Source organism: Rubrivirga aquatilis, from assembly GCF_046845665.1.
Classification (GTDB): domain Bacteria; phylum Bacteroidota; class Rhodothermia; order Rhodothermales; family Rubricoccaceae; genus Rubrivirga.
In genome coordinates, this window is the sequence record NZ_CP177355.1 from 3307206 (window position 1) to 3332304 (window position 25099).

General features: G+C 68.5%; 23 protein-coding genes. 4 read left to right on the plus strand and 19 right to left on the minus strand.

The annotated features are described in order from the left end of the window. Positions 1–49: 49 nt before the first annotated feature. The 10 genes from ACLII4_RS14620 to ACLII4_RS14665 all read right to left on the minus strand — a co-directional run bounded on the left by ACLII4_RS14620 (position 50) and on the right by ACLII4_RS14665 (position 13601). Positions 50–1357 carry a type II and III secretion system protein gene (locus ACLII4_RS14620; protein ID WP_412068137.1) on the minus strand — a complete coding sequence of 436 codons (1308 nt, stop codon included), beginning with the start codon at positions 1355–1357 and terminating at the stop codon, positions 50–52. A 76-nt stretch (positions 1358–1433) separates the two neighbouring features. Further along, positions 1434–2492: a hypothetical protein gene (locus ACLII4_RS14625; protein WP_412068138.1), complete on the minus strand. Its 1059-nt coding sequence runs from the start codon at positions 2490–2492 to the stop codon at positions 1434–1436. Between the two features lie 12 nt (positions 2493–2504). Next, the gene (locus tag ACLII4_RS14630) at positions 2505–4910 is read right to left on the minus strand and encodes a PilN domain-containing protein (RefSeq protein WP_412068139.1); all 2406 of its coding nucleotides are present in this window, start codon (positions 4908–4910) and stop codon (positions 2505–2507) included. A 25-nt stretch (positions 4911–4935) separates the two neighbouring features. Further along, positions 4936–6381, minus strand: coding sequence for a type IV pilus twitching motility protein PilT (locus ACLII4_RS14635; RefSeq protein ID WP_412068140.1), 1446 nt, complete (start codon positions 6379–6381; stop codon positions 4936–4938). A 243-nt stretch (positions 6382–6624) separates the two neighbouring features. Beyond that, positions 6625–8028 (minus strand): hypothetical protein, encoded by a 1404-nt coding sequence (locus tag ACLII4_RS14640; protein WP_412068141.1) that lies wholly within the window; start codon positions 8026–8028, stop codon positions 6625–6627. Between the two features lie 46 nt (positions 8029–8074). Beyond that, positions 8075–8779 carry a hypothetical protein gene (locus ACLII4_RS14645; protein WP_412068142.1) on the minus strand — a complete coding sequence of 235 codons (705 nt, stop codon included), beginning with the start codon at positions 8777–8779 and terminating at the stop codon, positions 8075–8077. Between the two features lie 34 nt (positions 8780–8813). Beyond that, positions 8814–9473 carry a hypothetical protein gene (locus ACLII4_RS14650; protein ID WP_412068143.1) on the minus strand — a complete coding sequence of 220 codons (660 nt, stop codon included), beginning with the start codon at positions 9471–9473 and terminating at the stop codon, positions 8814–8816. Between the two features lie 194 nt (positions 9474–9667). Beyond that, positions 9668–11437 (minus strand): GspE/PulE family protein, encoded by a 1770-nt coding sequence (locus ACLII4_RS14655; protein ID WP_412068144.1) that lies wholly within the window; start codon positions 11435–11437, stop codon positions 9668–9670. 254 nt (positions 11438–11691) lie between these two features. Beyond that, positions 11692–13044: a type II secretion system F family protein gene (locus ACLII4_RS14660; RefSeq protein ID WP_412068145.1), complete on the minus strand. Its 1353-nt coding sequence runs from the start codon at positions 13042–13044 to the stop codon at positions 11692–11694. Positions 13045–13169: 125 nt separating this feature from the next. Then, the gene (locus ACLII4_RS14665) at positions 13170–13601 is read right to left on the minus strand and encodes a hypothetical protein (protein ID WP_412068146.1); all 432 of its coding nucleotides are present in this window, start codon (positions 13599–13601) and stop codon (positions 13170–13172) included. Between the two features lie 481 nt (positions 13602–14082). Here ACLII4_RS14665 and ACLII4_RS14670 point away from each other — a divergent pair, with 481 nt between their 5' ends. Beyond that, positions 14083–14298, plus strand: coding sequence for an IS3 family transposase (locus tag ACLII4_RS14670; protein ID WP_412068147.1), 216 nt, complete (start codon positions 14083–14085; stop codon positions 14296–14298). Positions 14299–14781: 483 nt separating this feature from the next. Here ACLII4_RS14670 and ACLII4_RS14675 read toward each other — a convergent pair whose 3' ends face one another. After that, positions 14782–15225, minus strand: coding sequence for a hypothetical protein (locus ACLII4_RS14675; protein WP_412068148.1), 444 nt, complete (start codon positions 15223–15225; stop codon positions 14782–14784). A gap of 362 nt (positions 15226–15587) precedes the next feature. Between ACLII4_RS14675 and ACLII4_RS14680 the strand changes: the two genes are divergently transcribed. Next, a complete protein-coding gene (locus ACLII4_RS14680; RefSeq protein WP_412068149.1) occupies positions 15588–15995 on the plus strand; it encodes a DUF4342 domain-containing protein in 408 nt (135 codons plus the stop codon). A gap of 63 nt (positions 15996–16058) precedes the next feature. Next, positions 16059–16838 (plus strand): TIGR02757 family protein, encoded by a 780-nt coding sequence (locus ACLII4_RS14685; RefSeq protein ID WP_412068150.1) that lies wholly within the window; start codon positions 16059–16061, stop codon positions 16836–16838. A 52-nt stretch (positions 16839–16890) separates the two neighbouring features. Here the strand turns inward: ACLII4_RS14685 and ACLII4_RS14690 are convergent, their stop codons facing one another. From ACLII4_RS14690 to nth, 8 genes are all read right to left on the minus strand, one after another. After that, positions 16891–17421 carry a flavin reductase family protein gene (locus ACLII4_RS14690; RefSeq protein ID WP_412068151.1) on the minus strand — a complete coding sequence of 177 codons (531 nt, stop codon included), beginning with the start codon at positions 17419–17421 and terminating at the stop codon, positions 16891–16893. A gap of 87 nt (positions 17422–17508) precedes the next feature. After that, positions 17509–18672, minus strand: a complete 1164-nt coding sequence (gene dnaJ / locus ACLII4_RS14695; RefSeq protein WP_412068152.1) for a molecular chaperone DnaJ — start codon at positions 18670–18672, stop codon at positions 17509–17511. Between the two features lie 25 nt (positions 18673–18697). Next, positions 18698–19276: a nucleotide exchange factor GrpE gene (locus ACLII4_RS14700; protein ID WP_412068153.1), complete on the minus strand. Its 579-nt coding sequence runs from the start codon at positions 19274–19276 to the stop codon at positions 18698–18700. 77 nt (positions 19277–19353) lie between these two features. Beyond that, positions 19354–20403 carry a heat-inducible transcriptional repressor HrcA gene (hrcA, locus tag ACLII4_RS14705; RefSeq protein WP_412068154.1) on the minus strand — a complete coding sequence of 350 codons (1050 nt, stop codon included), beginning with the start codon at positions 20401–20403 and terminating at the stop codon, positions 19354–19356. Positions 20404–20486: 83 nt separating this feature from the next. Beyond that, a complete protein-coding gene (locus ACLII4_RS14710) occupies positions 20487–20990 on the minus strand; it encodes a DUF2231 domain-containing protein (RefSeq protein WP_412068155.1) in 504 nt (167 codons plus the stop codon). A 54-nt stretch (positions 20991–21044) separates the two neighbouring features. Next, positions 21045–22547, minus strand: a complete 1503-nt coding sequence (gene gpmI, locus ACLII4_RS14715; protein ID WP_412068156.1) for a 2,3-bisphosphoglycerate-independent phosphoglycerate mutase — start codon at positions 22545–22547, stop codon at positions 21045–21047. Between the two features lie 139 nt (positions 22548–22686). Next, positions 22687–23220, minus strand: coding sequence for a large conductance mechanosensitive channel protein MscL (mscL, locus tag ACLII4_RS14720; protein WP_412068157.1), 534 nt, complete (start codon positions 23218–23220; stop codon positions 22687–22689). A gap of 118 nt (positions 23221–23338) precedes the next feature. Next, positions 23339–24178: an endonuclease III gene (gene nth / locus ACLII4_RS14725; protein WP_412068158.1), complete on the minus strand. Its 840-nt coding sequence runs from the start codon at positions 24176–24178 to the stop codon at positions 23339–23341. Between the two features lie 132 nt (positions 24179–24310). Between nth and ACLII4_RS14730 the strand changes: the two genes are divergently transcribed. Next, on the plus strand, positions 24311–25057 hold the full coding sequence (locus ACLII4_RS14730) for a DoxX family membrane protein (RefSeq protein WP_412068159.1): 747 nt from the start codon (positions 24311–24313) through the stop codon (positions 25055–25057). Positions 25058–25099: the final 42 nt, after the last annotated feature.

The window sequence follows — 25099 nt, forward strand, 5'->3', positions numbered from 1 at the left end:
GGACACCGGAGTGCCCGCCTCGGCGGAGTCGTCGGTCCGGGGTCGTCGGCTAGCGGCGGTCCGCGTCGACCTCGGCGCCCGTCTCACGGCGCTCGAGCGGCTCGACGCCGAACTGGCGGACGCGCTCCTCGGCGTCGCGGCGCTCGTCGTCGTAGATCCCGCGTGGGAGCTCGCGGCCCATCCGCGTGCGGAGGTCGTCGGCCACGCGCGCGCGGAGCACGATGATGATCTCATTCTGCTGGACCTGCGTCTGCTCGTACGAGAAGAGGTACTTGAGGATCGGGATGCTGCGCAGGATCGGGATGCCCTTGCGCGAGGTCGTCTCGTCGGTTGAGGTCAGCCCGCCGATGGCGCGCATCTCGCCCGAGAGCATCGGGAGCTGCGTCTGGATGTCGTCCTTGTTGATGGCCACGCCGCCCGCCGTCGGGACGCCCGTCGACTTTTCGACCTTGACTTCGAGGTGGATGAACTCGACGGGCGCGCCCCCCCTCTCGTCGACCACGAGCGTCGGCTTGACGTCGATGATGGTGCCGGTCGAGAAGAACTGGGTGATGGCGTTGCCCTGGAAGTCGCGGACCGTCACCGGGAAGTCCTGGCCGCTCTGCATCCGCCCCTCCGAGCCGCTCTGGACGACCGTGAAGGGCGTCGCGATGGTCTGTCCGTAGCCCTCCTCTTCGAAGTAGCGGAAGAGGTTCAAGATGGTCGTCAGCTCCACGCGGTCGCTGGACGCCTCCAGGAAACCGTCGAGCGCGTCGAAGAACGAGCCCGCGTTGACGAAGAACTGGGTGCCCCCGCTCGTCGTCGACGCCTGGCTGAAGAGCGCCGACCAGTTGGTGCCGACCTCGCGAGCCCGCGTTGAGTTGAGCTGGAAGATGACCGCGTCGACCCGGATCTCGCGCGTGTCGGCCGTCGCCGGGAGCTCGGCGAGGTCGCCGGCCGGGGCGATGGCCGCGGCGGCCCCGATCGCCGCGTTGCTGGCACCGTCCGTCGTGGTCGCCACGATCTGGGGCTCGGTCACGATGAAGTAGCCGCTCGACTCCGAGAAGTCGAGGCCGTGGCGGTCGAGCACGAGCTCGAAGGCGTCAATGAAGTGGACCCCGTTGAGCGCCACCCCGATGGCGTCGCCACGGTCCTGCGGGTCGACGACGCTCTTGCCGGTAACCCGCTGGAAGGTCGGGTTGACCAGCCGCAGGAACTGGCTGATCGGCGTCGAGGCCGGGAACGAGACGAGCTCGTCGGCCGGGACGTAGCCGCGGACGACCTGGGCGTGGGCAGTCGGGGTCGCGGGGGCAGTCACGGCGAGCGCGGCCAGCAGGGCGAGCATCGGACCGAAACGGAGGCGGGAGATCGAGGTCATGGGTCGGGGGGAGAGTCGTGAGCGCGCGGGGCGTCTCTCAAGGGATCGGCCGGTCGGGGCGGCAGTAAAGCGGGCGCTAGTTCGCGGGGACGCGCGGGACGATGTCGGCGGACTCGTACGTCCCGGCGCGGATGGCTTCGGGCGTGCCCGGAGCTGGCGGCGGCGTGTCGAGCGTCGGCCCGGCGGGGACAGTGCCCCGCGAGCTGGAGAGGGTCTGTCCACCGAGCGCCTGGCGGTAGCGCTCGCCGGTGTCGAGGCCGATCTCCGCGCGCTCGCGGATGCCGCCTCGGTTGAAGTCGATGGTCACGAGGGCGCGCGTCGGGTCCACGTTCGCGATGCGGCCGAGGTAGACGCGGTCGCCGGGGCGGAGCTCACGGAGTTCGCCCTGCCGCTCGAAGACGGCCGTCCGCCCGATGACGCTGACCAGCTGGTCCGTTTCGAGGTCGACCAGATCGTCCGTGTTGGGCGGCAGCGTCTCCAGGATGAACGGGAAGAACGGGTTGATGGCCGCGCGGCGAGCCGGGTAGGCAGCGGGCGGCGGCATAATGGCGCTGTCGGGCGCCGAGATGTCGTTGTTGGCGCTGAAGAAGGCGTCCACGGCAAAGGCGAATTCGGCCAGGATCACCTGGCGGCCCGGCGCGCCCTCCGAGCCGCCGACGGTCGTCACGCGCTTCTTGATGGACAGGTCGCGGACGCGGTAGAGGCCCCGGCTATTCTCGATGTGCCACATGAAGGCGTAGAGGCTCTCGAAGTAGGCCTCCCCGGTCACCTGATACGTGTAATACGAGGCGACCGGCCCGGGCGTCAGGCCCGTCAGCGACAGGTCGAAGCGGTTGAAGCCGCGCGCCGAGAGCGCATTGAGATAGGCCACGATCTCGGCCGAGGGCAGCTCCGGCGGGAGCACCTTGTAGCGGGTGTTCCACTGAGCGAGCGTGGCGGCGGCGCCCTCGCTGGCGGCGGCCTCCTGCGCGATCAGCGTCTCGACCTCGGCCTCCCGGTTCTGGAGCGCCTCGATCTCCCCTTCGATCTGTTCGAGTTCGGTGGGTTGGACCTTCTGCGTCACGTAGTACCCGCTGCCGACGGCGGCAGCGAGGAAGACGGAGAGCAGGAGCGAGTTGAGGATGTCGGTAGACATGAGATCGGCGGATTAAAGGGCGGAGGCGTCGACGTCGGCCAGTGGCCCGTCGGGGACCACGGTCGGCGCGACGTCGGCCTGCTCGCGGAGCACACGCGTGATCTGGGGCAGCTCTTGCGGCTGATTGAACGAGATCTGGTATTGGTACACCGGGTACTCGCGGACCGCCTGGAACGTGACCTCTTCGATGGTCCCGTTGAGCCGCTGCGCCAGCCCGACGACGTTCTGCCGCGTCGTGGCGTAGCCGGTGAGGTCGATCTCGGTGCCAGAGGGGCTCCACTCCTCGATCCAGATGCCGCCCGTCTGCGCCGCAGCGCGCGTCGTGCGGATGAGCGTCTGGGTCCAGCGGTCGGTGCCGACCAGCAGCGAGTCGAGGGCGCCGAGCGTGGCCGCGAGCGTGGCCTGGCGGAGGCGGAGGCTGTCGATGCGGGCTTCGAGCACCGGCACGGAGAGCTGGGCCTCGGGCGGGAACTCCGCCAGCGTCTGCTCGGCCTGGGCGATGGCGCCCTCTTGGGAAACGTAGAGGTAGCTGAAGTAGAGCACGCTCAGGAACAGGAGCATCGCCACCACGAGCGTGTGCCAGCCGAACGCGAACTCGATCTTCCGCCGCTTCTTGAGCAGCGACGCCGGCAGCAGGTTGACGTCGGGGAACGGGCTGTGCTTGTCTTTCGAGCGGTGCCCGGCAACCGCCGCACCGGCGGCCTCGACAAGCGCCGGCGCGAGCGGACCGTACGGGCCCACCAGGCCGTGCCGCGCGAGCCCCTCGCGGAGCGTCTCGACGCGGGCCTCGGGGTAGAACGCCGCAAAGCCCTGCACGAGCTCCTTCTCCCGCTCCTCCGACACCACAACCACGTTGTGGACCGTGCCCACGCCCTGCACGTCCTGCTGGAGCAGCACGCGGGAGCAGATCGTGTCCGGCCCGTCGAAGGCCGTCACCGACTGCATCAGCTCGTAGTGGTGCAGCTCGCCGCCGGTCAGCAAGAGGACGATGGTGTCCTCGGCGCCGACCCGGACGACGGCCGTGTTCTCGTGGCTTTCGGGCAACGAGGTCAGCCGGACGAGCCCGACCAGCAGCGGCACCTCCGCCTCTAGCGTCTTGACAACCGTCTTTCGGTGGGCCGACTGCTCGCGCAACATCCCGATGGACTCGGCAACCGGCTCGCTGCCCGTCGGCGCGACGGCGAGGTAGCGGCGCAGCCCGTCGCGGGGCGACATCGGCATAAACCGGGTGCGCTCCTTGTCGTAGGTCGTCCCGAGGTCTGGGACGAGCTCCATCAGGCGCTCGCGCTTGACGGGCGCGGCGGCGCTCTCCTTGAGGCCATCCTCGGTGTCGGCGTTGGTCTTCTTGGCCTTCTTCGGCTTCTTGGCCTTGGTCTTCTTCTCCGGCGGGACGGTGATCTCGGCGTACGCCACGTCCGGCGCGTCGACGGCGAACGCCAGCATCGGGCGGGCGAAGCCGGCCTTAGCGCACTCCTCGAGGATGTCGCGGAGCTCGAAAATGATGGGCTGCGCGGCGTCCTCGATGGCGCCCGCCGTCGCCGTCGTGTCGAGCGCGGCGTCGGTGACGACGCCCATGCCAGCAAACTCGGCCGAGAAGTCGATCTCGCCAGCGCCGCCAAATTGGATCGACGGGTCGTCCGCGCCGATCTCTAGGGTGGCCTCTTCGAGCTCGACCTCGTCGGGGCTCAGGGCGGTCTGCCCGAACTGGCTCTCGGCGCGGTTGCGGACGAACTGGCGGAGCGGCTCGTAGGAGCCGTCGCCGGAGGGCCGCACGAGCACGCCGTATACCTGCGTCGGCGTCACATGGACGCCGAGCACGAGCGCATCTTTGGTGCGGCTCCGCTTCGAAGCGGCCTTCTTGGACTTGGGGGTGGGCGTGGCGCCGCCCTCGTCGCCCATGTCGCCGTCGGAGAAGGTCTCCGAGAAGGCCACGTCCGCCGCGCCGTCGCCACTCGGGGCGTCGTCGAAGCCCTCGACCGAGGTCTCGGGAAGATCGAAAGCGCCACCTCCGAAGAACACGTTCTCGTCGGAGAAGCCGTCGGCATCGTCGCCCCCGAACCCCGACGCCGACGCGCCCCCGAAGCTCGGGACCTCAGCATCAGCCGCGGGTGACGCGGCGTCAAACGGGTTGGCGTCTCCGAAGCCCGGGGCCCCGAACGCCGCCTCGTCGAACGCGCCGAAGGCCGGCGCGCCGAGATCGGACGCGGGTGCCGGCGCCTCGGGCGTCGAGTCGCCGAACGCGGGGGCCTCGTACGCGGGGCTGTCGAACGAGGGGTCCTCGAACGCGGGGCCCCCGAATGAGGTGTCCTCGGACACGGGGCCCTCGGACGACGGGCCAGCGGTGTCGGGCGCGTCGTCGTCGTTGAACTCGGGGCCGAAGCCGTCCGGGTCGTCGGGGAAGATGAAGGAGTCGCTCATAGGGGGGCGGGGGTCCGCGTCGGGCCTAGGCCGTCTGCATCAGCTGCTGGAAACGGCGCTTGTTGTTCGAGTACTGGAGGCCGATGTCGGGCGTGATCTTGCGCTCGCGGACAAGCCGGAAGAGGTCCTGCTCGAGGGTGATCATGCCCTGCCGGCCGCTCTCCCACATCATCTGGTAGATCTCGCCGGTGTTGTCGTTGTAGATGGCCGCCTTGACCGACGCCGTGACCCACAGGACCTCCTTGGCGAGCACGCGGCCCCCGCCGATCTTGGGCGGCAGCTTCTGCGACACGACGCAGTTGAGCACGTCGGCCAGGCGCGATCGGATGCGCTCCTGCTCGTAGGGCGGGTACTCGGCCACGATGCGGTCGAGCGACTCGACGGCCGACGCCGTGTGCAGCGTCGAGAACACCTTGTGGCCCGTGTCGGCGGCCTCGATGGCGGCGTCGATGGTCTCGGGGTCGCGCATCTCCCCGATCATGATGATGTCGGGGTCCTGGCGGAGCGCCTGGCTCACGCCGATCTTGAACGACGGCACGTCCGGGCCCACCTCGCGGTGGCGGATGATGCAGCGCTGCGGGTTGTGGACGTACTCGAGCGGCTTGGCGATGATGACGATGTGGCCGTCGAAGTCCTGGTTGTTCGCGTCGATCACCGAGTCGAGCGTGGTCGACTTGCCGGAGCCCGTCACGCCGGTCACCAACATCAGCCCGGAGCGCACGTTCGAGAACAGGACGCCCTTCTGGATGATCGGGTGGAAGCCCAGCCCGTCGAGCGGTCGGACCTCCTCGTTGATGGCGCGCAGACAGACGCCCAAGTGCTGGTTGTCGTAGTACGTCGTGCAGCGGAACCGCTTGCGGCCGCCGCCATCGCCGGTCAGCTGGTACGAGAAGTCCGCCGACTGGACCTCCCACAGCTCGTCGAGCTGGCGCTCGGAGAGCAGGTTCAGGATGAGGATGTCGACGTCGTCGTTGGAGCCGATGCCCAGCTCGAAGTGAGGTGTCTTCTCGCCGTCGACGCGGTACCAGACGCGCCCGAGCGTGGCCGGGCCGCCCATGTCGAGGTCACTCGCGCCCATGCCGTGCATCCGCGACACGTACTGCTCCACGAACGCGCGGAGTTGGTCGCGGTGGGCGACCGACAAACGGCCGATCTGCTCGGCGTAGAACTTCAGCCGGTCCTCGCCGACGAGCAGCTTCGGGGCCGTCTTGGCGAGTTGGCGGACGAACGGCGGGATGCGGTGGAATCCGTCGCTGTCCACGTCGACGACGCTGGGGTCCGCGAGCGAGTGCTCGGGAGCGGGCGCAGGGGCCCCGAACGCCGGGGCGCCGAAGGGAGACCCGAACGACGGCGTGCCGCTGGGCGCCGTGCCCGGCGCCGTCGGCGCGCCGAGGGGCGTCGACCAGGACGGGGCGCCAGCAGGGGCGGTGGGGGCGGCGGTGGCCTGGGGGAACGCGGACGTCGGAGTCACGGGGCAGAGGGCGGGTCGGTCCAAAGAGGGCAAGCCTCGGGCCACGCGGGTGGGGCAGGCTCTGGGCCCCGCCCGTATCGTCCAGCGCCCCGAACCGGCGCGCTTTCGACCCATCGAGGGCACGATTGGTAACCCGGGCGTGCCGGTCCGCCCCCCCATTCAGTCTGACAGCAGGCCCCCAAAACGGAGCGGGGGCGGCCCTCAGGAGAGCCGCCCCCGCAGGACGTTAGCCAGTCTTCCCCGCTAGAGTTGGCACGAGAGCACCACGTCATTGTGGTTGCGGAGATGAGCCCGCTTGGCCCCATTCGGGAGGCAGTGGAGCTTCTCGTTCGACTCGTTACCCGGGGGACGGTGAAGCACCGGATATTTGTTGTTTTTCGTATTGTTTCTTGTGCAACTGCACGCAAAATCATTGTACGAATCGTTACTGTCAGCCTCGCCGTCATCGGGTGCCTCCGGCTCCGGATCGGGAGCCGGCTCTGGATCGGGGTTCGGCGCGATAGGCTCCGGCTCCGGCTCAGGATCTGGCGTGGAGCCTGAGCCCTCCTGTGGGAAGTCGTCCTCGGTCTCACCGCATGCCGATTGCTGGGCGTGGTACGCCGCGACCGTGGACGCGTAGTTGGCGTCATTCGGCGAGATCACAGACACCTCAATGACTTGGTCCGAGAAGTCGGGCCGGCTGCCATAATCTCGAAGCGCCCGATAGCCCCAGCTGTCGGTGTCGGGCCAGCCGTTGCCGTCGTAGCCCTCCGACTTCAGCGCCTGGAGGCTCTGGCTCGGGTTCTTCGAGTTCGGACGATCCCAAGAGGTGTTGTGGATGTCCTCCCAGCCAATCCGCCAGACGTTTCGGACACCGGGCTTCTGTTCGACGAGGCCCCAGATGTTCTCCACGGCCTGGTCGAGGTTCCCCGACTCGACGAGCAGCGCGCGGTGGGTGTAGTCGAAGTCGCCCATCGAGAGCGTGTTGTCCCGGGCAAAGGCGCGGGCTTGGCACTCGTTCATGCTCCCCGACGGCCGCGTGGAGCAGTTTTTGTCGACGGCGATGTAGAAGTTGAGTTGCGTCCCGGGCTCGACCCAGATCATCCGCGCCGGACGCGCCGTGCTCCGCTCCCGGTTGTCGGGCGCAAACAGCATGATGGCCTCCGGTTCATGCCCCTCCGGCATGTCCATCGTGTACGCCTGGTAATACACGGACGAGCAGTATCCCGCTTGGGACTCGAGGAACGACACGTCGACGACGCCCCCCTCACGGGCGACCAGCACGAACACCCGGTATTCATCGTGCATGGTGTATTCCGCGTTCCCGAAGGCCCCTGTCGCGATCACGCGGACGCTGTGAGCCGATGTGAGCTCGGCCTTGACGGTGTACGTGCCCCCCTGGAACCGTCCCGAGGAGAAGCTCCCTGCACGACCGGCGTTGTTCGACCCATTCAGGGCCCGCGTCCCGGCTTGCACGTCCTCGCCGAAGGAGCGGATCTCGCCCATGCCCACGTTGAAGGCGGAGGCCGCGATCTCGCGAGCGATCACCTCCTCCTGGTAGGCGCGCTGATCCTTCGACGTGCGCTCCTCACTTAGAGTGGTGTTGTACAGTTGTTTCGTCAGGACTAGGCCTGAGCCGAGTACGATGAGGAGTAGGGCCTTGCCCATGGGTCTGGAGGGTGTGGTGAGCGGGGTGCCGGACGAACGGGCCGGTCTAGGTGTCGAGCGACGGTGGCGGGACCCAATACGGTCGGACCTTGAGGGTCTTCGACCAGTAGAGCTCGCGGATGTAGTTGTCCGGTTTCAGGACGTATTCGGGGACCACCCCAAAGCGTACACGGATGTAATCCGCCTTGTTGGGGTTGATCTCGCCGATCTGCGCCCCTTCCGTGAAGCGGGGCGTCTCGCCCTGGCGGTCCAGCAGGTCGATTCGAAAGAAGGAGAGCGTCCCAATGCTCCGGGTGTCTCGGGTCCACGAGGACTCGGGGATCGAGCTGACCGACGGGGCCGCGCCGCTCGTATAGTCGATGGCGACCGAATCCCGGCGCACCTGGTACATCTGGACGGTGTCCTGCTGAAACTCGACGACCTCGGTTGCGAGGAGGCGGTAGCGCTTGAAGATCCGCAGGCTGGTCCCGTTATCACGGGTCGAGTCACTGAAGAAGACCCAGCGCGTGGTGTTGCCGATGGCCGAGGTGTCCGGCTCTTCGAAGCGGTAGGAGTTCGTCCCAAAGTTGGCCCCGATCCCGAGAATGTCTTGCTCGACCCAGTGACCGAAGATCAGCGTCTTTGCTTTCACCGAGTGGGAGGCCACCTGCTCGATGTCCGCGTGCTGGGAACGGACCTGCGTCACCTGGAGCACCATGAGCAGCACGCCTGCAACGACGATCGCGATCAGGTTGTCGAGGAGGAATTGCATGAGCTACGCCCTTTGTGTAGTGGTGAGAGCCGACTCAGTTCTGCTGGTGGGTGCCGCTGCCGCCTCCTTCGCCACCCTCCCCGTAGGTCGGGTCGTAGTAGTCGGAGTTCTCGTAGTCCATTTCCGCCTTCACGGGGTCGTATGAGATCACACGGGTGGCTCGATACACGCCCTCCGTCGCCTCTGGCAGGTAGGGCGAGCGGATGTCTACGAGGATCCGCTTGTGACGCGTCGGCGAGGGGGCCTCGTCCATGCTCTCCGGGCTGGCCACGTAATAAACCTGGGTGCGGACGAGGAACTCGAGCGAGCGGCCGGCCGCCAGTTGGATGTCCACCTCCAGCCACTCTTGAGAGTGGACGTCGTCCACGTCATCGCAGTCCGGAGTCAGGATCGGGCGAACCAGGTTGCACCCGTCACTGCCGTTGTCATCGCCACCGAACGTGGAGGCGAGCAGAAAGTCTGAGGGGTCGTCGGGTATCTGACCGTTCGCGTCGCCGATCGCCGACGGCGTGCTCGCCTCGTCAAAGGATCGGCCATCGATGAAGGCGATCACCTCGGAGGCCAAGCCCGCCGCTGCCAGTTCGATCTCGTCCGTCACCATGTTGTGGTGAGACCGGAGCGTCAGCCGCTGCTGGTTGAACGTCAAGAATGACGCCAGCACGAGGGCGAACAGGGCAAGGAGGGTCTGAGGCATGGAGGGCCAATGCGGGGGATCGATATATCGACACCCCCTGAAGCCCTTTCAACCACACGGCGCCAAATGGCCGATTCCCATTACTATAGCTGCTTTCGGAAGTCTCAAGGAGGAGTTTGGGCACCCGCTGCCAGCGCATCGGCCGTCGCGGCAAGCCCCGCTGCCGCAGGCCGCTCGGCGAACGGCCCGAGCGGTCAGTGCTCGCCGGCGGTGACGCGCAGCATCTCCTCGACCGACACCTCGCCCCGCAGGACGAGCACGCGGGCCGAGGCCTGGAGCGTCAGCATCCCCTCGGACTCGCCGATCCGGCGGATCTCCTCCTCGTTGATCTCGCCGCCGGCGCCCACGATCGCCGCCTGGATGGCGGGCGAGAAGTATAGGGCCTCGGCACAGGCGCGGCGGCCCTTGTAGCCCTTCCCCTTGCAGGTCGGGCACGACGTCCCGCGCGACGCCTCGTAGATCCCGCCGGCGGCGACCTCCTCGGGCGTGAACCCGAGCTCGCCGAGCAAGACCGTATCGTGCTCCTGCTCGGGCCGCTTGCAGTCCGGGCAGAGCGTCCGGATGAGGCGCTGGGCGACGACCAAGTTGATGGCGTAGGCGATCAGGAAGGGCTCCAGGCCCATCTTGTAAAGCCGGGAGACCGCTGAGGGCGCGTCGTTCGTGTGGAGCGTCGAGAACGTGAGGTGGCCCGTGTTGGCGAGCTTGATGGCCAGCTCGGCCGTGTCCTTGTCGCGCATCTCGCCGACCATCACGATGTCGGGGTCGTGCCGCAGGATGGCGCGCAGGGCTTGTTCGAGCGAGAGCTTGTGGCTGAGCTTGATCTGGCGGACGCCCGGGATGATGTACTCGACCGGGTCCTCGACGGTGAGCACGTTGACCTCCGGCGTCACCACGTTTGAGAGCGCCGCGACGAGCGTCGTCGACTTGCCCGAGCCCGTCGGCCCAGTCAGGATGACCATCCCGTGCGGCCGGGCGATGGCCTTGTTGAACTGGGCCAGCGCGCCCTCCAGCAGGCCCAGCTTGCCCAGGTCGGTGATGACCTTGCGGTCGTCCAGGATTCGGATGACGACGGACTCGGCGCGGACCTCGGGGTTGGCGTTCGCGATCGGCAGGATGCTGACGCGGTACCGGATGAGCGTCCCGTCCACCTTGCGCTGGATAAAGCCGTCCTGCGCCATGTCGCGCTCGAACCGGTCGACATTCATGGCCGTGTCCTTGAACACGGCGAGGAGGGCCTCAGGGTGGCCTCGGTCCTCGGTGTGCCAGTGCGCCAGCCGGCCGTCGACGCGGAAGTGCACTTCGGTCTGGCGCTTGGCGTTCGGCCAGATGTGGATGTCGGAGGCGCCCATCCGGACCCCCTCGACCAGAATCGCCTCGGTCAGGTTGAGGAGCGCCGACTGCGAGATCTCGGCCTCCAGCTGGTCCTCGTCGACGAGCCCCTTCTCTCCGCTCTCGAACGAGACGCCGAAGTCGAGGTCCGCCCCGGTGTCCTGAGAGAGCCGTTCGAGGTACTCGTTCTTGCGCGGGAACGCCTCGTGGAGCACACGGTCGACGATCTCGCCGGGCGCGTAGCACAGTTCGAAGCGCTCTAGCTCCAAGCCGTTGATGACCTTCTGCAGCTCGGGCCGCATCGGGTCTTCGGTGATGAAGACGAGCTTGAGGATGCCCGAGGGCTGGTCCTGGGCGTAGGCGTAGGGGACGGCCTTGAGCTCGACGAGCTTGTCCCCGAGCGCTTCGTCGAACGACTCGATGACGGTCTTGGCGAACTCGGCCTCGGGCTCGCGGTCTTTCACCGGCGCCAGCCGGAAAGCATAGGTGGCCGCGGCTTGCTCGAAGACGTGGTTCCGGTCGACGTTCTTGACGCCGATGAGCAGCCGCCACAACGGCTCACGCCCGCCGCGCTGCTTGCGGTCGGCCTCGGCCTGGGTGACCTGCTCGACGGTCACCAGTCCGCGCCGGAGCAACGCCTGGACGACGCGGTCCTGGACGTGAGAATAGGCCCCCCCTTGGGTGACGGGGGCGGCGCCTGCGCCTCGGACAACGGCCGTCGCGGCCGGACGTGGGGGCGGGGCCGTAGGGGGCCCCGGGGCTCGGGCCACCGGCGCGGCCGTCTGGCGGCCGTCACCATCCCCGCCGGGAGGCGGAGCAGCAGGAGCGCGGAACGGCGGGGTGAGCGGCGGCATGGCGGTGGTGGATTCGGGGCGGCGCCCCGGGGGGCTTAGAGCCCCATGATGTCGCTCGAGGACGGGCGGATGAGGGCGGTCTCGGCCGAGAGCACGGTCAGGAACCCGACCATGACGCCGATGAACAGGCCGACGAAGGTCTGGATGGTCTCGACGGCCGTCTTCAGCTTGAGCGACGTCTCGCGCTCGTAGTAGTCGGCCATCTGCTGGGCGCTCTTGCGGACGGCGCCCGTTTCGGCGCCCGTCTTGAAGCGGGAGAGCGTCATCTGGGTAAACACGCCCGACGCCTCCATCGACTCCACCAAGCCAGCGCCCCGGCCCATCATGGCCGGGATGGTGATCGTCTTGATCTGGTGCTCCATGTACTTGTTGCCCGACGCCTCGGCGGCCACCTTGATGACCTCGAGGTTCTCGCCGGAGCCCGAGTACAGGATGGCGAACACCCGGCAGAACACCTCGATGTTCAGCTTGTGGAGCAGCCCACCGACGACGGGAATCTTGATCATGTACCGCGAGATGTAGTACTGGCCTCTGGGGGTGCGTGCCCAGGCCACAGCCAAGACCACCACGACGAGCGCGATCACACCAATGACGCCCATCCACTTGTCGAGGAAGGCGCTCATCGCAAGCGAGAACGTCGTCAAGGGGGGCAGTTCGATGCCCTCCATGGTCGCGAACAGCCCGGCCGTCTCCGGCACGATGTACCAGACGTACCACACGAATACCAGGATAGTGGCGATGATGGTCACTGACGGCATGATCAGCGCGCTCTTGATGCTCTTCTTGAACTCGTCGCGGCGCTCGAGGAAGCGGGCGGTCGCCTCGTAAATCTCGGCCATGTTGCCGGACTGGCTCGCGACGCCCAACATGTAAGCTGTGAACTGGCCGAGCGCGTCCTGGTGTTTCATAAAGGCTTGTTTGGCCTCCATGCCCCCCTTGAGGTCCGACGAGATGTCACGGAGCACGCCCTTCAGCGACTTCGACGAGATGTCCGTCATCAGCAGGTTCATCACCTCGGTGAACGCCATTTTCTCCATCAGCAAGTTCGCCGCCAGACGAACGAACATGATGACGTCGCCCGTCGGGGGCTTCGGGGTGTAGTTGATGAGGTTTCTCTGGATCGATACCACCTCCATCCCCATCCGCTCCAGCGCCCCGCGAATCTCGTCTTCGCCGTACGCCTTCTGCTCACCCTTGACGATCTTGCCCGAGGGGTGCTTGATCTTATACTTGTAGATCATCCGCTGCTCGATGTCACGGAGCGCAAACGCATGCTTCTCGGACAGGCCGATGACCTTCTTCTGAGCGGCTTGTTTGGTCGGCGCGTAGACCGTCCCCTGGACGGTCTGGCCGCCCTGTGCGACGCCATTGAATCGGTACTCGGGCATGGAGGGTCTCGGAGGGGATCCCAGTATCGTCGGGATCGGAGGGCGGGTTTAGCTCGCGGGGAGCGTCATTGAAAGGGTGCCTTCAGGCCTGCCTATCACCTGACGTGCGGGGTTAGACGTATCGCTCAGTTGTCGCCTTCGGGCTCATCGTCGAGCGAGATCTCTCCATTGAACGAGACATCGCTCCCTACCACGTCGTATTGGTTGATAAACACGCGGACCGCAATCCCTTCATAGCGGTCGCTGACGCCGGTAACCTCTAGCGTGTTAGGGGTAGCATCGGTGATCCGGAATCGGCCGCGCACCGTCGTAGAGTCGAGCCCCAGAGTTTGGAGTCCAGCGCCGGCGAGCCGCTCGTAGGACTGGTTACCCCCATTAAACGGGTCATTCGTGATCTTCCATTGGACGGCGTACCCTGTGATGGCGAGGCCCCGGTCCAGAAGTGCGTCGGCTTCATCCTGACGGTAGCCCCTCTCGAGGGCCGGGAAAGCAGCCATGACTGCCAGCGCGACCAAGATGACCCCGATGACGAGGAGGAGTAGTTGCTGCTGTCCCATAGGGCGAAAGGTATTGGGAGGGTTCCGATCCGCCTCCACAGGTAGCATGACCACGTCAGAACGGGGCAGAGGCGACCTAGGGACGGTCTCACTCAACGCCTTGCAAAGCGCGGACCAAATCCCGCTTCGCTATCCCTGGCCTGACCTGTCCAGGCGAAGGCGTCCGCCCAGTTTAAGAGCACCCCAAACTGAACTCTGCCATGACTATCCGTCGATCGTTGTCTCCCGAGTACAAACTCGAAGCCGTCCGCGCCACCGAGCGCTCTAGCAGCCTCGCCGCCGACGTCGATCTCTTCTCGCGCCGGGCCGTCGGCTGGGCGGTCCGGCCGTCGCTCGGCCGCGAACTAGCCACGGCGGCACTTGAAGCCACGCTCCGTGACCGTCGTCCGGTCCCAGCCTCATCCGCCACTCAGACCAGGGCACGCAGTACACGTCGTCGGACTACCGGGGGCTCCTGCGGCGCCACGAACTCGTCGGCTCGATGGGCCGACGGGAGAATCGCCAGGACTACGCGCCGACCGAAAGCCTCTTCGGCTCGCTGAAGACGGAGTGCGTCCGAGGCGATCGATTCGAGACACACGCCGAGGCCCGGGCTGCACTCTTCGACTACCCCGCCTTCTACAACACCCTCCCGCGCCACTCCGCGCTCGGCTACCTATCCCCCGCCGAGCACGAGCGCCGGCATCACACACACTAGTGACTCCGCCTGGCTGCGTAACCTATACCGGGTGTCCGGGAAAGCCGGGACAGGTCAATGCGGTGGTGTACGACCCGCTGGACGCGGCTGCCGCGCGGAGCCTGAGGCTTGAGAAGCTTGGAACCGATGGCGGAGCATGCGGCGAGGCACGAGATCGACGTCAAAGTGGTCACGCGTACGAGGAGCCTGTTGGCGCCAATCCCGCCCGATGTTGCATTCATTCATGTCACGCTGACCCGGATGCTGCTCAATCACTAGGCCCCCATTCTTAGTCAGTGTTCAAGAAGCGCTCCCTCATTTTCACGAGCACGTCACGTGCGAGGACACGATTCGCGAGGACACCTCGCGGCCTGCACAGCATAATTGAACAAAATCAAATATGTAAGATATACAGAAAAATGGGCGACCCTTCCCAAAGGGAGGGCCGCCCTCGCCACTCAGAGGAGGCTATAGTTACTCAGGAGGAGGCTATAGTTCGGAGGGCTAGCTGCCCACGGTGATTGAGCCATCGGCGGCCGTGACCGTTGCAATGCTATCAGGGGCGGCACCTGTGACGGTGATCTGGACGCCGTTGTCATTGAGTGTCGTGCCGCTCAAACCCTGGGCTGTGATCACGCCGGTGAGGAGTGAGAAGCACCCGTTGAGGTTCTCATACTGGCCGTCGGTACACGTGTCATTGCCGGCCGTGTCGTAACCGAGGTCCGCGAAGAGGCCGTCTGAGATTCCCTCGTCCGAGGTCGGACCACCGAAGGCTTGCGGCTTCAGCGACCAGGCCTGGAGGTCGGAGGCGATGCGGACGCCGTCGTTGACCATCGCGTCGAGGTTCGCCTTCTGCTGGTTCTCGGAGAAAGCCTGGATGCCGACGACGACCGCGAGGCCGACGATGACGATGCCCAGAACGAGGAGGAGGAGCTGCTGCTGTCCCATGGTGTGGTGTTGGTGTGAGGCGGGGGCGCCCCGGGTGGGTTAAGTGCCCCCTATCGGGGCGGTTGACCGGCCAGCGGGGGTCACCGGCTCGGATTCGGATCGGTCTCTTGCCAGCCCCGTGCCGGAGTGGCGACTCGGACGCGCCCGCGTCCTTCACCTCCCCCCGACGGTCACGTCATTGCGCGGATTCCAGCGATTAACGCCCTCTACGCGGCCTAGCGACGCCCGGCAGCCCCAGCGGACGCTCACCGGTGACAGGTTCCGAATCGAAACGAGGCGGGAGGAATGCCCCGGGTCGGAGCGCAACTCGGAACCCTCTCGCCCCGTCCGCCGTGGGCACAACACACCTCTCCCCTCTCCCGATGCCCGATCCCACGCCGAAGCCCGAACCCACCCTCCAGTCCGAGGCCCAGCGCCTCGCTGGCGCCGCCCGCGCCCGCGCCTCCGACGCCGCCGAGGAACTGAAGGTGGCCTCCAACCAGGCTGTCGACAAGCTCCGCGAGCTGATCGAAGACGGCAACGTTAAGCGTGTCGCAATCAAGCACAAGGACCGAGTGGTCTTCGAGATGCCGCTCACGGTCGGCGTCGGCGCCGGCGCGGCGGCCATCCTGATGAACCCGGGCATCGCCGCCGTCAGCGCGCTTGCCGCGCTTGTCTCAGACATCACGCTCGTCATCGAGCGGACCGAGGACGCCCCGCCCGCCAGCACCCCGCCCGACGCGGACGCGAACGGCGACGACGCAGGCGCCGACAAGACCGTCGGGAAATAGCCCGTCTTTGCTCTCGATCTGCGCCGTGCCCGCTCCGGTGGGCACGGCGCAGTCGTGGTTGCCATGACCGTCGACGCTGCCCGCGCCGTTCTCGACCCGTTCGTCGTCCGCTACGAGCGGACGGCGTTCATCGGCGACGACCCGATCTCCGTCGTCCATGCCTTCGACGACCCGGCAGATCAGGAGGTGATCGGGCTCTTCGCGGCCGTGATCGCGTGGGGGCGCCGCTCGGTGATCCTGTCGAAGCTCGCGGACCTCGTCGACCGGATGGACGGGCAGCCGCACCGCTTCGTGCGGACCGTCACGCCGGGCTCGTCGGCGCTCGACGGGTTCAAGCACCGGACGTTCAACGCGCAGGACGCACTCGGGCTGGCAGTCGGCGTCCGGGCGGCACTGGAGGCCCACGGGTCACTGGGAGCGCTCGTCGCCTCGGGGCTCTCACCCAGCGATGACATCGGCCCGGGGATCCAGCGGCTGTCGGAGACCTTGCTGGCGACGGGCGGCGTCCGGGCCAAGCACCTGGCGCGACCATCGACGGGCAGCGCCTGCAAGCGACTGGCGATGTACGCACGGTGGATGACGCGCCCCGGGCCCGTCGACCTCGGCCTGTGGTCCGGCGTCGACACCCGCCAGCTCGTCATCCCGCTCGACGTGCACACGGGGCGACAGGCGCGGCGGCTGGGGTTGCTCTCGCGCACCTACGACGACTGGCGTGCGGTCCAGGAACTGACCGACGTGTGCCGTGCGCTCTCGCCCGACGACCCCTGCCGGTACGACTACGCGCTGTTCGGGCTGGGCGCGTACGGCGGTGACGAGATCCCAGCGAGCAGCACCGGCAGGTAGAGCAGAGACGACGTGCTGGCGCCAGCGGCCGCCATGTCCATTGCGCCAGCCTCTACCGCACTCGCTCCCCAATTCCCCGGTACGACTGACGGACGTAGAGGAGCGGATCGTGCCCGGCCCCGTCGACGACGTGTGTGACGTGGCCGACGAAGACGGTGTGGTCGCCCGCCTCGAACCGGGCGTGTGGCGCACACAGCAGGATGCCGAGAGATCCGCGGAGCAAGGGGGGACCGCCGCCGCGCACGTGGTCAAAGGGCGCCAGCTGCGCCTCGCCGCTCAGGTCGGGGATGGCGAAGTGCTCGGCGAGGTCGGCCTGCCCGGCGTCCAAGAGGTGGACGGCGAAGACGGGGGCGTCTGCCAGCGCGACGTGGAGCTGCGTGCCCTGCGTCACGTTGAAGGACACGAGGGGCGGGTCGAGAGAGACGCTGGTGAACGACCCGATGGTCGCCCCGCGCGGACCGTCGGTCGCCTCCACGGTGACGACGACGACGGGACTCGGCACGTCGCGCAGCACGGACCGCAGCGCCTCGCCCGAGGCGGGCAGGGCGTCCGGGCGGGCAAGGTCGGTGGGGGGCGTCGTCACGGATCGTCGGAGGCGGCCCCGATAACCCGGCGCGCACGTCGGGGGTCCCAGGGACAGACGGCGGGCGCACCCCTGCCACCAACCGATCTAGCCGACGAAGGCGTCCTTGACGCGACCGAAGAAGCCCTTCTTCTGCTTTTCGCCCGGCGCGGGCTGCAGCTCGGGTTCCAGGCGAAGCTGCTCCAGCGCTTCCCGCAGCGACTCCGACATCGACTCGGGCGTCCAGACGTGGATACGGACGAGCTGGTCGCCGCGACGGCCGCCGCCCACCTCGGGCAGGCCGCGGCCCCGCATCCGGAGCACACGGCCGGACTGGATCCCGGGATCGACCTGCAGCTTGGCCCGGCCGCGCAGGGTCGGGACCGTCGCCTCGGCGCCGAGCGCGGCGTCGGGGAACGAGAGGAACAGGTCGTGGACGACGTCGAGGCCGTCGCGGGTAAAGTGTTCGTGGGGCCGCTCGTCGATCTCGACACGCAGCGCGCCGGGCGCGCCACCTCGGACGCCCGCGTTGCCGGCGCCGCGAATCTGGAGGTAGTGCCCGCCCGAGACGCCGGCCGGCACCTCGACGGTCACGCTCTCCTCGCCCTTGACCCTGCCCTCGCCCGAGCAGACCGTGCAGGCCTGGTCGATGGTGCGCCCCTCACCCTCACAGGTCGGGCACGGCTGGACGTTGACGAACTGGCCGAAGAACGAGCTCGACACCTGGCGGACCTCGCCCGAGCCCTGGCACGTCGTGCAGGTCGTGTAGCCCTCCTGCTTGTCCTCGGCGCCGGTCCCGTCGCAGTGATCGCAGCCGATGTACTTGCGGAGCTTGAGCTGGCGCTCGACGCCCTCGGCGATCTCCTCGAGCGAGAGCGCGAGCCGGACGCGGAGGTCGGTGCCGGGGCGGCCCTGGCGGCGCTGGCCGGGGCGCCGCCCGAAGACGTCCTCGAAGCGGCTGTCGCCGCCACCGAAGATGTCGGAGAAGGCGGCGAAGATGTCGGAGACGTCTGCGAAGCCGCCGGCGGGGCCCTGGGCGCCGCCGTTGAGGCCGGAGCGGCCGAACCGGTCGTAGCGCGACCGTTTGTCGGCGTCGGAGAGCACCTCGTAGGCCTCGGCGGCCTCCTTGAAGTTGGACTCCGCCTCGGCGTCGCCCGGGTTGCGGTCCGGGTGGAACTGCAGGGCCCGCTTGCGATAGGCCTTCTTGATCTCGTCGGGCGTCGCCGAGCGGGCGACGCCGAGGACCTCGTAGAAGTCGCGTTCGGCAGTCATAGGATCCGGGGGGAGAGGGGTCGCGCTATTCGGCGACGATGACGCGGACGTGGCGCAAGACGCGGTCGCCCAGGCGGTACCCGGGCTGGATCTCGGCCAAGACCGTGCCGCTCGCGGTGCCCTCGGGCGCCGGCTGCTGCATCATGGCCTCGTGGAGGTCCTCCGAGAACGGCTCGCCGACGGCCTCGATGGGCGTGACGCCGACCTTGGACAGGGCGTCCTGAAACTTCTGGTGGACCAGTTCGACGCCCTCGGAGAGCGCCTCGAACGCGGTCGAGCCCGCGTCCTGCTGGGCCGCGCGGCGGGCGGCCTCGAGCGACCGGGTAAGGTCGTCGAACACCTCCAGCATGGGCACGAGCGCCGTCTGGCGGCCCTGACGGACCGCCTCCTGGCGGTCGGCGACCGACCGACGGCGGTAGTTGTCGTACTCGGCCGTGACGCGGAGCAGCCGCTCGTTGAGGCGGGCGATCTCGGCGTCTGCCGACGTCTCGGCCTCGGCGGATCCGTCGGGCGCAGGCGTGTCCTCGGCCATCTCGGCGTCGGCTTCGAGGACCGCTTCGTCGTCGAAGTGGGCGTCGGAAGGAGAAACGGGTCGGTCAGACATACGGCGGGGAAGATTGCCGGGCCCCGCAGTATCGGTGGCGAGGGCGCCGGGGTCGAACGAAAGGGGTGGGAAAAGCGTCAGTCGGCCGGGCCGTCGCCCAACAGCGAGGCGACGTACTCGACCAGCCCGACGGCGCGGGCGTAGTCCATCCGCGTCGGGCCCAGCACCGCAACCGCGCCGACGCTGTCGCCCATCCGGTATGGCGCGGTGACGACGGAGTACGAGGGCCCACCGTCCGGGCGGCCGAGCTCGCGCCCGATGAGCACGGCCGTGCCGTCCTCGGTGCCCGCCACGAGCCGGGGGCGCTCCAACAGGTGCACCACGACGTCCTCGCTCTCGACCAGTTCGACCACGTCGCGGACCCACTCGGGGCGCGCAAACTCGGGCTGGGCCACCAGGTGCTGGGCCCCGCTGATCTGGGCGCGGCGCTCGGGCGTGGCCTCGCGGAACAGGTGCGGCCCGTCGCGCAGGACCACGCGGACAATCCCCGTCCGGTCGTCGTCGGCCAAGTCGCGGACGCGCTCGCGCCCGGTCCGGCGGATCTCGTCGAGCGTGTGGCCCGCCAGCCGCTCGTTGAGACGGCGAACGACGGCGTCGAGGTCGGCCGTCGTCACGTCCACGTCGACCTCGGCCTGCAGCGTCCGAGCGATCCCACCTCTCAGCGCCAGCACGAACAGGACGCGCGTCGCAGCGATGGGGACGACCTCGATGCGCTCGAGCACGCCCGCCGCCAGCCGGGGTGTCAGGACGACCCCGAGGAGTTGGCTGAGGCGCCCGAGCACGCGGGACGTGTCGCGGGCGACGGCCTCGAGGTCGCCCAGACGCCGGGCGACGCTCTCGCGGAGCAGCCCCGCCTCGCGGTCGGTGAGCCCGGCCACGTCCATCAGCGAGTCGACGTACAAGCGGTACCCGCGCTCGGTCGGGACGCGGCCGGCAGAGGTGTGGGGGTGGCCGAGGTAGCCGGCCGCCTCCAGGTCCCGCATCGTGGAGCGGACCGAGGCGCTCGACAGTTCGACCGCCTCCGCCAGCGTCTTCGACCCGACCGGCGCGGCCGTGTCGATAAAGTGCTGCACGACGCGCCGGAGCACGTCCTGCTGGCGGTCGTTGAGGGTCGAGGGGTCGGGCATGGGGGGACGAACGAATCTAGCGGCGCGGTCGTCCGCTTGAACGAGTGTTCATGTGGGGGACGTGTGGGCGCCGCTCTCCGTGCTCACCGCGCGATGCCCCAGACCATGATGCCCCCGAGGTGGGCAGTCCAGGCGACCGCGCCGGCCGCGGCGAGCGCGAGCACGAAGCCGAGCAACCGCCCCCACAGCGCCTCGCGTCGAGATCGGGGCTTGACCGGGGTCTCCTCCCCCTCCTCCTCTGGCTTCTGCGGACGCCGGATCCGCGCGACACTCGCCACCCCGAATGCCAGCGCCGCCGCCACCGAGAGCCAGATCGTCCAGTCGGCCCCCTGCTCGTGGCGCTCGACGACCTGCTCGACGATCGGGTCGCCCTCGACGGCTTGTTCGAGATCGTGCCCCGTCTCGGCTGCCGCCCACGCCCCGGCCGCGCCGAACACGAAAAAGACGAGCGCCGCTTGTCGCCACACCCCGCGCCCGAAGACGAGGTACATCGTCGCGGCCCCGGCTCCGAGTAGGATCAGCACGAGCGGGAAGTGCACCAGCAAGGGGTGCAGGAACGGGATCTCGTACTGGGCGATCAGGTCCATCGGAGCGGCAGGTGTGAGCGCGCAGGCTACCCGTCGCCGGGTGCCGGGGTTGCGTCAGTCGACAAGGGAGCGCCCGGTCATGGCGGCGGGCTGGTCGAGGTCCATCAGCGCCAGCACGGTCGGGGCTACGTCGCCGAGCGCGCCGGGACGGACAACCGTGACGCCCGGGGCCTGAATGTGGTGCGGCACGAGCGCCGTCGTGTGTGCGGTGTGCGGGCTCCCGTCCGGATTCCGCATCTTGTCGGCATTCCCGTGGTCCGCCAGCACCTCAACTGTGTAGCCCGCCTCGGTCGCTGCCTCCACGACGACGCGCGCCGCCGCGTCGACGGCCTCGACCGCCGCAACAGCCGCCTCGAAAACGCCCGTGTGGCCGACCATGTCGGGGTTGGCGAAGTTTAGGATCACCAGGTCCGGGCGGTCGTCGCGGATCGACGCGGCCACCTTCGCCGCAAGGGCGGGCGCGCTCATCTCGGGCTGCAGGTCGTAGGTCGCCACCTTGGGGCTGGGCTCCAGAATCCGCTCCTCGCCGTCGAAGCGGACCTCGCGCCCACCGTTAAAAAAGAACGTGACGTGCGGGTACTTTTCCGTCTCCGCCGCACGGAGCTGGGTGAGCCCGGCGCGCGAGACGACCTCGCCCAACGTGTCGCTCAGGTCGGGCTTATCGAAGGCGACGGGCACGTCGAACGCGTCGGCGTAGCGCGTCATCGTGACGTAGTGGAGGTCGAGGAGGGCCCCCCGGTCGAAGCCGTCGAAGGTCGGCGACGTGAACGCCTCGGTCAGCTGGCGCCCGCGGTCGGAGCGGAAGTTGAAGAACACGACGGCGTCGCCATCCGCGATGCGGGGCGCGTCGGCGCGCAGGCCGGGCTCGGCGAACTCGTCGGTGACGCCGGCGGCGTAGCTGGCCTCCAGGAAAGCGGCCGGATCGGTGTACGTCTCCCCCGCCCCCTCGGTGAGCAGCCGGTACGCCTTCTCGGTCCGCTCCCAGCGGTGGTCGCGGTCCATCGCCCAGTAGCGCCCGACGACCGAGCCAACGATCCCGACGCCCGCGGCCCGGGCTGCGGTGTCGAGCTGGCGCACGTAGTCCGCGCCGCCGTCGGGCGCCGTGTCGCGGCCGTCGGTAAAGGCGTGGACGACGACACGACCGAGCCCCTCGTGCGCCGCCAGCTCCAGCAGCGCCGCGATGTGGCGGACGTGCGCGTGGACGCCACCGTCGCTGACGAGCCCCATCAGGTGCAGCGTCGTCCCGTTCGCCTGGGCGTGCTGGACGGCCGCTCGGAGCACGGCGTTCTCGGCCATCGTCCCGTCCTCGATGGCCTTGTCGATGCGCGTGATGTCCTGGTACACGACGCGGCCCGCGCCCAGATTGAGGTGGCCGACCTCCGAGTTGCCCATCTGCCCCGTCGGCAGCCCGACGGCGCGGCCGGAGGCCTCGAGCGTCGAGCCCGGCGTGAGGGCAAAGAAGGCGTCGAGGAACGGCTTGCGCGCGGCGTCGATGGCGGAGACCGAGGGGTCGTCGGCGATGCCGTAGCCGTCGAGGATGAGGAGGAGGTGGGGCACGAGCGGGGTACGGGGTACGGGGTACGGGGTACGGGGTACGGGGTACGGGAAGATGGCCGCTCCGGCGGCCCGCCGCCGCCGGAAACGACGCCGCGACGCGAGCCACGGGATTCGGCGACGGCTCGGCCTCCCCTGCTGACTACGCCGGTTGCCCGGGCGTAATGGCGGCGTCGGGCGCCAGCGGGCCGCCGCCGGTGCCCAGGAACGAGGTGCAGTGCGAGCACCGGCTGGCCTTGAAGGGGACGGACTCGCGGCAGTACGCGCACTTTTTGGTCTCCGGCGTCGCCGCCGCCTCGTCGGCTTCGCCGAACTCGTCCTGCACGGCTCGGGTCGCCCGCGTCACGATCCGGACGACGACGAACACCGCCAGCGCGACGATGATGAACGACAGCAGGCTCGTGGCGAACTCGCCGTAATCGAGCGTCACCGCGCCTGCCGCGTCGGCGGCCTCCTTGGTCTCGTATGGCGCGGGCGCCCCCTCCCCTTCCTTCAGCAGCCAGTAGTAGTCCGAAAAGTCGGTCGATCCCAGGATGAGCCCGAGCGGCGGCATCAACAGGTCGTCCACCAACGAACGCGCAACTGTGGTGAACGCAGCGCCGACGGTGAAGCCGATGGCGAGGTCGACGAGGTTGCCCCGGAGGGCGAAGGCCTTGAACTCGGAGAGGAGGCTCATGGGAGAGCGGTAGAGCGAGAGAGGAGAGCAAGGTGCCCTGAGATCACGGGCGGCGCCAGCGGAATGCAGGGTCGCTGGCGGCTGGACCCTCGCCAGCTTCACCCTTTCCCCTTTCCCCTCAGATCCGGTAGTCCTTGACTCGCTTCGTCGTGCGGCCGGTGCGCGTGTCGTAGACGTTCATCGAGCCCGTCCACGGGTCGGCGATTTGCTCGACGCCGCTGCGGTCGGTCTTGGAGGCCGGCTCGTCGAAGTAGCGGTCGGCCGTCTTCGAATAGTAGCGGCCCTTGCTCTTTGCAAGCCCAGGGATCGGCTTGGGCAGGCGCTGGAGGGCGGCGAAGTAGTTGCAGACGTCGGTGAGCGGGCAGCGTTCGCAAGCGGGCGTGCGGGCCAGACAGGTATAACGGCCGTGCAGGATGAGCAGGTGGTGGGCCTCGCCCCAGTCGTCGCGGTCGAGCACGCGGCGCAGGCCGGTCTCGACGGCCAGCGGCGTCGTTTTGTCGGCCACCAGTCCGATCCGGTTGGCGACCCGGAAGACGTGCGTGTCGACGGCGATGGCCGCCTCCCCGAAGGCCACCTGCACGACGACGTTGGCCGTCTTGCGCCCGACGCCCGCCAGCTTCACCAGGTCGGCGTGCGCGCGGGGGACCTCGCCGCCGTGCTCGTCTCGGAGCATCCGGGCCGTCTTCGCCAGCGCCTTGGCCTTGTTGTTGGGGAACGAGATGGACTTGATGAGCTCAAAGATCTCCTCCGGGCTTGCGTCCGCCATCGCCGTCGCCGTCGGGTACGCCTCGAACAGCGCGGGGGTGACGAGGTTGACCCGCTTGTCGGTGCACTGGGCCGACAGGATCACGGCGACCAAGAGCTCGAACTCGTTCCGGAAGTCGAGCTCGGTCTCGGGCTCGGGGATGGCGTCGCGCAGGCGGTCGAGCACGACGGCCGCTTTCGTTTTCCGGGTCACGGGGGAGCTTCGGGCGGGGGCATCGAAGGTACCGGCGGGGGCTCCGGCCGGGAGGACTCTCGCGGAGAGGGGTGGAGGGGAACGGAACCGTCGCCCGCACACGTTGAACAAACACAACGGCCTCGACGAACCATGGCCCACATCCTCGTCACGTGGACGGACGCCCACCGCGCCGCCGCCCTCGACCTGATCCGTATGTACCTGGGGGTCGGCCTGGTCGTCCGGGGGGTCCTCTTCCTCTCCGACCCCACCACCTACACGTCGCTCCTTCCCGGCGGGGCGGAGAGCCCGTTCGCCGCCCTTGCGCTGATGCACTACGTCGGCCTGTCGCACGCGGCGGGCGGGCTCCTGCTCGCGCTCGGCCTGCTGACGCGGATCGCGGCGCTGGCCCAACTCCCGATCTTGGTCGGGGCGGGGCTGCTGGTGCACCTGCCCACCGACGGGCTGTTCAGCCAGGAGTTCGCGTTCGCCGCGTTCGTGGCGGTGGTGCTCGCGGTCCTGAGCGTGTGGGGCAGCGGCCCGTGGTCGCTCGACGAGGCCGTCCAGCGGTGGACCGACCGCGAGGCGGCCGACGAGGCGGCGGTCGTCGAAGCGCACGCCCGCGAGTTGCGGGGACGCCCCCGCTCGGCCGAGCGGGCGGCGGCGCGGCCACCGGCCTTTGCAGCGCCGCGCGACCCGTGCGTCTGTGGGCACACCCGCGACCACCCCAGCGTCCAGGCGGTACGGGCCTACGCGGGGCTCCGCAGGCTCCGGTTCCTCACCGGCACGCACCCACGGCCGTCCACCGTCGCCTTCGTCTGCCGGGACTGCGGCGGGCTCGTGGCGACCGTGACCGACCCCGACGAACTGGAGGCCCTCCGCTTCGAGTCTGCGGGGTAAGCCCGGCGGCCGACTCCAGATCGACTGGGAGGAGGCCCCTCG

Coding starts and splice junctions, on each gene's coding strand:
- ACLII4_RS14630 (WP_412068139.1), bottom strand. CDS start 4,910: ATGAGCGACTCCTTCATCTTCCCCGACGACCCGGACGGCTTCGGCCCC.
- ACLII4_RS14670 (WP_412068147.1), top strand. CDS start 14,083: ATGGGCCGACGGGAGAATCGCCAGGACTACGCGCCGACCGAAAGCCTC.
- ACLII4_RS14730 (WP_412068159.1), top strand. CDS start 24,311: ATGGCCCACATCCTCGTCACGTGGACGGACGCCCACCGCGCCGCCGCC.
- ACLII4_RS14625 (WP_412068138.1), bottom strand. CDS start 2,492: ATGTCTACCGACATCCTCAACTCGCTCCTGCTCTCCGTCTTCCTCGCT.
- ACLII4_RS14660 (WP_412068145.1), bottom strand. CDS start 13,044: ATGCCCGAGTACCGATTCAATGGCGTCGCACAGGGCGGCCAGACCGTC.
- hrcA (WP_412068154.1), bottom strand. CDS start 20,403: ATGCCCGACCCCTCGACCCTCAACGACCGCCAGCAGGACGTGCTCCGG.
- ACLII4_RS14675 (WP_412068148.1), bottom strand. CDS start 15,225: ATGGGACAGCAGCAGCTCCTCCTCCTCGTTCTGGGCATCGTCATCGTC.
- ACLII4_RS14700 (WP_412068153.1), bottom strand. CDS start 19,276: ATGTCTGACCGACCCGTTTCTCCTTCCGACGCCCACTTCGACGACGAA.
- ACLII4_RS14685 (WP_412068150.1), top strand. CDS start 16,059: ATGACCGTCGACGCTGCCCGCGCCGTTCTCGACCCGTTCGTCGTCCGC.
- ACLII4_RS14645 (WP_412068142.1), bottom strand. CDS start 8,779: ATGCAATTCCTCCTCGACAACCTGATCGCGATCGTCGTTGCAGGCGTG.
- ACLII4_RS14640 (WP_412068141.1), bottom strand. CDS start 8,028: ATGGGCAAGGCCCTACTCCTCATCGTACTCGGCTCAGGCCTAGTCCTG.
- ACLII4_RS14620 (WP_412068137.1), bottom strand. CDS start 1,357: ATGACCTCGATCTCCCGCCTCCGTTTCGGTCCGATGCTCGCCCTGCTG.
- ACLII4_RS14650 (WP_412068143.1), bottom strand. CDS start 9,473: ATGCCTCAGACCCTCCTTGCCCTGTTCGCCCTCGTGCTGGCGTCATTC.
- mscL (WP_412068157.1), bottom strand. CDS start 23,220: ATGAGCCTCCTCTCCGAGTTCAAGGCCTTCGCCCTCCGGGGCAACCTC.
- dnaJ (WP_412068152.1), bottom strand. CDS start 18,672: ATGACTGCCGAACGCGACTTCTACGAGGTCCTCGGCGTCGCCCGCTCG.
- ACLII4_RS14665 (WP_412068146.1), bottom strand. CDS start 13,601: ATGGGACAGCAGCAACTACTCCTCCTCGTCATCGGGGTCATCTTGGTC.
- ACLII4_RS14680 (WP_412068149.1), top strand. CDS start 15,588: ATGCCCGATCCCACGCCGAAGCCCGAACCCACCCTCCAGTCCGAGGCC.
- ACLII4_RS14710 (WP_412068155.1), bottom strand. CDS start 20,990: ATGGACCTGATCGCCCAGTACGAGATCCCGTTCCTGCACCCCTTGCTG.